Origin of the sequence: uncultured Nevskia sp. (genome assembly GCF_903885465.1) — a bacterium.
Classification (GTDB): domain Bacteria; phylum Pseudomonadota; class Gammaproteobacteria; order Nevskiales; family Nevskiaceae; genus Nevskia.
The window spans coordinates 1-4,130 of record NZ_CAISIQ010000296.1 but is presented as its reverse complement, the minus strand read 5'-3'; the positions used below and the strand labels follow the sequence as shown (position 1 = coordinate 4,130).

At 65.7% G+C, this 4,130-nt stretch carries 5 protein-coding genes; all 5 read left to right on the top strand.

Annotated elements, in window-relative coordinates:
* On the top strand, nucleotides 1–1,144 hold a 1,144-nt coding region (locus tag QZY06_RS11485; protein WP_295684322.1), incomplete at its 5' end, for an ATP-binding cassette domain-containing protein.
* A 220-nt stretch (nucleotides 1,145–1,364) separates the two neighbouring features.
* The gene (gene lpxK / locus QZY06_RS11480; RefSeq protein WP_295684320.1) at nucleotides 1,365–2,369 is read left to right on the top strand and encodes a tetraacyldisaccharide 4'-kinase; all 1,005 of its coding nucleotides are present in this window, start codon (nucleotides 1,365–1,367) and stop codon (nucleotides 2,367–2,369) included.
* Between the two features lie 14 nt (nucleotides 2,370–2,383).
* The gene (locus QZY06_RS11475; RefSeq protein WP_022977741.1) at nucleotides 2,384–2,563 is read left to right on the top strand and encodes a Trm112 family protein; all 180 of its coding nucleotides are present in this window, start codon (nucleotides 2,384–2,386) and stop codon (nucleotides 2,561–2,563) included.
* Between the two features lie 10 nt (nucleotides 2,564–2,573).
* Nucleotides 2,574–3,338: a 3-deoxy-manno-octulosonate cytidylyltransferase gene (gene kdsB, locus QZY06_RS11470; protein ID WP_295684316.1), complete on the top strand. Its 765-nt coding sequence runs from the start codon at nucleotides 2,574–2,576 to the stop codon at nucleotides 3,336–3,338.
* The gene (locus tag QZY06_RS11465) at nucleotides 3,335–4,027 is read left to right on the top strand and encodes a sulfur transferase domain-containing protein (protein ID WP_295684313.1); all 693 of its coding nucleotides are present in this window, start codon (nucleotides 3,335–3,337) and stop codon (nucleotides 4,025–4,027) included. Before kdsB ends, QZY06_RS11465 begins: the two co-directional genes overlap by 4 nt.
* Nucleotides 4,028–4,130: the final 103 nt, after the last annotated feature.

The following is a 4,130-nucleotide window of genomic DNA, read 5'->3' as shown; positions in this document are numbered from 1 at the left end:
GGCCGATGAAGCGATCACTGGTCGCCGCATCCTCAAGCTCTACGGCGGCGAGATCTATGTGCTCGACGCGTTCCGCCGCATGGACGATTATCTGCGCCGGCAAACCCTGAAAATGACCGCCAGTGGTGCTGCCAGCAACAGTGCGCTGGAGCTGATCGCCGCCATTGGCGTGGCGATGCTGGTGTTCGTCGCGACCGCACCCGGCATGATCGAAACGGTCAGTGCCGGTACCTTCGCCTCGTTCATCGCCGCGATGCTCAGCCTGCGCGCGCCGATGGCTTCGATGACCAGCATCAGCGAGCGCCTGCAGCGCGGCCTGGTCGCTGGCGCCGATCTGTTTTCGTTCCTCGATACGCCGGTGGAAGCCGACAGCGGCAGCCGTCCGCTTGCTCGCGCCGAAGGCCGTCTGCGCTTCGATGACGTGCACTTCGGCTACGAACGCGATGGCCGCGCCGCGCTCGATGGTGTGACGCTCGACATCGCGCCCGGCTCGACGGTGGCCTTCGTTGGCCGCTCCGGCAGCGGCAAATCGACGCTGCTGTCGCTGATCCCGCGCTTCTACGATCCGCAGTCCGGTGCCGTGCTGCTCGATGGTCACGATGCCCGCGAGTACAAGCTCAGTGATCTGCGCCGGCAGATCGCCCTGGTCGATCAGAACATCGTGCTGTTCAACGCGACGATCGCCGACAACATCGCCTACGGCTCGACTGGCGAGACGCGGGAGAAGATCGAAGAAGCCGCGCGCCGCGCTCACGCCTGGGAGTTCATCAGCCGGCTGCCCCAAGGCCTGGACACCATGCTTGGCCAGGACGGCGCCAATCTCTCCGGTGGCCAGAAGCAGCGCCTGACCATCGCCCGCGCACTGTTCAAGGACGCACCGATCCTGATCCTCGACGAAGCCACCAGCGCGCTCGACAGCGAATCCGAACGGGCGATCCAGCAGGCGCTGACCGAGCTGATGCGCGGCCGCACTACCTTGGTGATCGCCCATCGCCTGTCGACGATCCAGAGCGCGGATCTGATCGTGGTCATGGATCAGGGCCGCATCGTCGAGCAGGGCACGCATGAGGCTTTGCTGACGCGGGATGGCGCTTATGCCGGGCTGCATCGTATGCAGTTCCGCGACGAGATGGTGGCGGCTTGAGCCCGTTTGGGCACCGCATCCCAGTTCGTCATTCCCGCGAAGGCGGGACCGATTCGCCGGGAGCGAATCGGCGCGCAAGCCTGCGCAAGCAGGTTGAGTGCAGGGATGCGTTCAACAATCCAGTTCTTATGTTGCCGGCGGTGCGCATGGGTCAAAACTGGATCCCCGCCTGCGCGGGGATGACGAGCTTTGAAAGGGTGGCTTCCCTTCGAGTGGCCGCTTGAAGCGCTGGATCGAACAACGCTGGTACTCCACCGAGCCGCCGCCGCTGGCCTTGCGCCCGCTTGGTGCGCTGTACGGTTCGATCGCTGATCACCTCGCAGCGGCAAAGAAGCGCGAAGCCGTGCGCCTGCCAGTGCCCGTCGTCGTCGTCGGCAACATCAGCGTCGGCGGCACCGGCAAGACGCCGCTGACCCTGTGGCTGATCGAGCAGGCGAGGGCGCTCGGCTTCACGCCGGGTGTCATCAGCCGCGGTTATGGAGGCCGCGCTGCTCACTATCCACTGCGCGTCACATCGACGACCGATCCGGCCGAATGCGGCGACGAGCCTGCGTTGATCGCCCGCCGCGCTGGCGTGCCGCTGGCCGTGGCCCCGGATCGCATCGCGGCGGCGCGGCTGCTGATCGAGCAGGACGGTGTCGATCTGCTGATCGCCGACGATGGCCTGCAGCACTACCGGCTCGCGCGCGATCTCGAACTCTGCGTCATCGATGGCGTGCGCGGTCTCGGCAACGGTGCGCGGCTGCCGGCCGGGCCGTTGCGTGAGCCGACGTCGCGGCTGGCGACCGTCGATGCGGTGATCGTCAACGGCGCGCTGCAAGCATCATTGCCTGCGCACGGCCGGCCGCAGTTGACGATGAACCTGCTGGTCGAGCGCGCATTGCCGCTGGTCGGTGGCGAGCCGCGCTCGCTGAGCAGCTTTGCCGGCCAGCGCGTTCGGGCGATCGCCGGCATCGGCCATCCGCAGCGCTTCTTCAAGTCGCTCGAAGCCGCCGGCCTTGTCGTCATACCGCAAGCATTCCCGGATCATCATCACTACACGGCCGGCGATCTGAGCTGCGACGCCGGCCTGCCGCTGCTGATGACCGAGAAGGACGCGGTGAAGTGCGCGGCCTTCGCGCGTGATGGCCTGTGGTGGGTGCCGGCCGACGCGCAGCTGCCGGAGGCCGATGCGGTGCATGTGCGAAAATTGCTGTCTGCTCTCAAATCACATCCGATCCTTTGAACGCTCCGATGCCCATGGACAAGCGCTTGCTCGACATCCTCGTCTGCCCGGTCACCAAGGGTCCGCTGACCTGGCATCCGGACGTGCAGGAACTCTGGTGCAAGGCCTCGCGCCTCGCCTATCCGGTACGCGACGGCATTCCGGTGATGCTCGAGGAAGAAGCGCGCCATCTACGTGAAGACGAGCTGAAGTAGCACGCAAGCAATGTCCGGATTCCGCATCGTCATCCCGGCCCGGCTCGGCTCGACACGGCTGCCGCGCAAGGTGTTGCGCACGCTGGCCGGCAAGCCGCTGGTGCAATGGACCTGGGAAGCGGCCTGCCAGGTTGCAGGCCCGGAGTCCGTGGTCATCGCCACCGATGATGCCGAAGTGCTGGCGGCCTGCACGGCGTTCGGCGCCACGGTGCGGATGACCAATCCGGCACATCAGTCCGGCACCGACCGGGTCAACGAGATCGCGACGGCCGCTGGCTGGGACGACGGCCAGATCGTCGTCAACCTGCAGGGCGACGAGCCGCTGATGCCGGCGGCCATGGTCGTCGAAGCGGCGAAGCTGCTGGCCGATGATGCGAGTGCAGATATCGCCACGCTCTGCCATCCGCTGCATGCGCTGGAAGACTGGCTGAACCCGAACTTCGTCAAGGTGGTCCGCGCCGCCAGCGGCCATGCGCTGTATTTCTCGCGCGCGCCGATTCCCTGGAAGCGGGAAGGGACCAGCCCGACTTCGCCGCTGCCGGTCGGCCTCGCTTTCCGGCACATCGGTCTTTACGCGTACCGCGTTGGTGCGCTGCGCCGCTTCAGCGCGCTGCCGCCGTCGTCGCTGGAAAACTGCGAAGCGCTGGAACAGCTGCGCGCGCTTGAAGCCGGCTTGGCGATAGCGGTCGGCGTGTCAGACGTGCCGCCACCGCGCGGTGTCGATACCGAGGCCGATCTCGCCGCGGTTGCCGCGGTACTGGAGTCGCGCGCATGAGCCGTCGCACCGCCGTGCTGCCGCCCGATGTACCGTTATTGAGCTTCGGCCAGCGCTTTCGCGCCTGGCTCAACATGCTGTTCGTCGATCATTCGATCTTCCGCTTCATCTACAACACGCGGATGGCGGTCACGCCGGAACTGCATCGCTGTGGTCACCCGATGCCCTACCAGTTGCGCGGCGCGCAGCGCGCCGGCATCCAGACCGTGCTGAGCCTGCGTGGCAACGAAACCCATCTCGGCTCGAATCAGCTCGAATGGGATACCTGCAAGCGGATCGGCCTGCATCTCGTCCATTTCCCGATCGGCTCGCGCAGCGCGCCGCAGCGCGATGAAGTGCTGGAGATCATCAATCTGTTGGAGACCTTGCCGAAGCCGCTGCTGATTCACTGCAAATCCGGTGCGGACCGTGCCGGCATGGTGTCGACGATCTGGCAGCTGCTGCGCGGCGAAAGCTTCGGCACCGCGATGCACCAGCTCGATTTCTGGCGCCACGGCCACATCAAGGCGGCGAAGACCGGCGTGCTCGATCAGCTGTTCTATACCTACCGCGATCATGTTGCCGCGCATCCCGGCACCACGTTCCCGGACTGGGTGGCGAACCATTACGACCCGGTGGCGGTGACCGCTTCGTTCAAGTCGAACTTCTGGGCCAATCAGCTCGTCGATCGCATCCTGCGCCGCGAGTAAATCTGCCGAGACCAACAAAAAAGCCGCGTCTCTCGACGCGGCTTTTTTGTTTCAGCAAGGGCTCAGGATTCAGGCCGTGTGGTCTGACTTCTTCTCGCCGGCT

Coding starts and splice junctions, on each gene's coding strand:
- kdsB (WP_295684316.1), top strand. CDS start 2,574: ATGTCCGGATTCCGCATCGTCATCCCGGCCCGGCTCGGCTCGACACGG.
- QZY06_RS11465 (WP_295684313.1), top strand. CDS start 3,335: ATGAGCCGTCGCACCGCCGTGCTGCCGCCCGATGTACCGTTATTGAGC.
- QZY06_RS11475 (WP_022977741.1), top strand. CDS start 2,384: ATGGACAAGCGCTTGCTCGACATCCTCGTCTGCCCGGTCACCAAGGGT.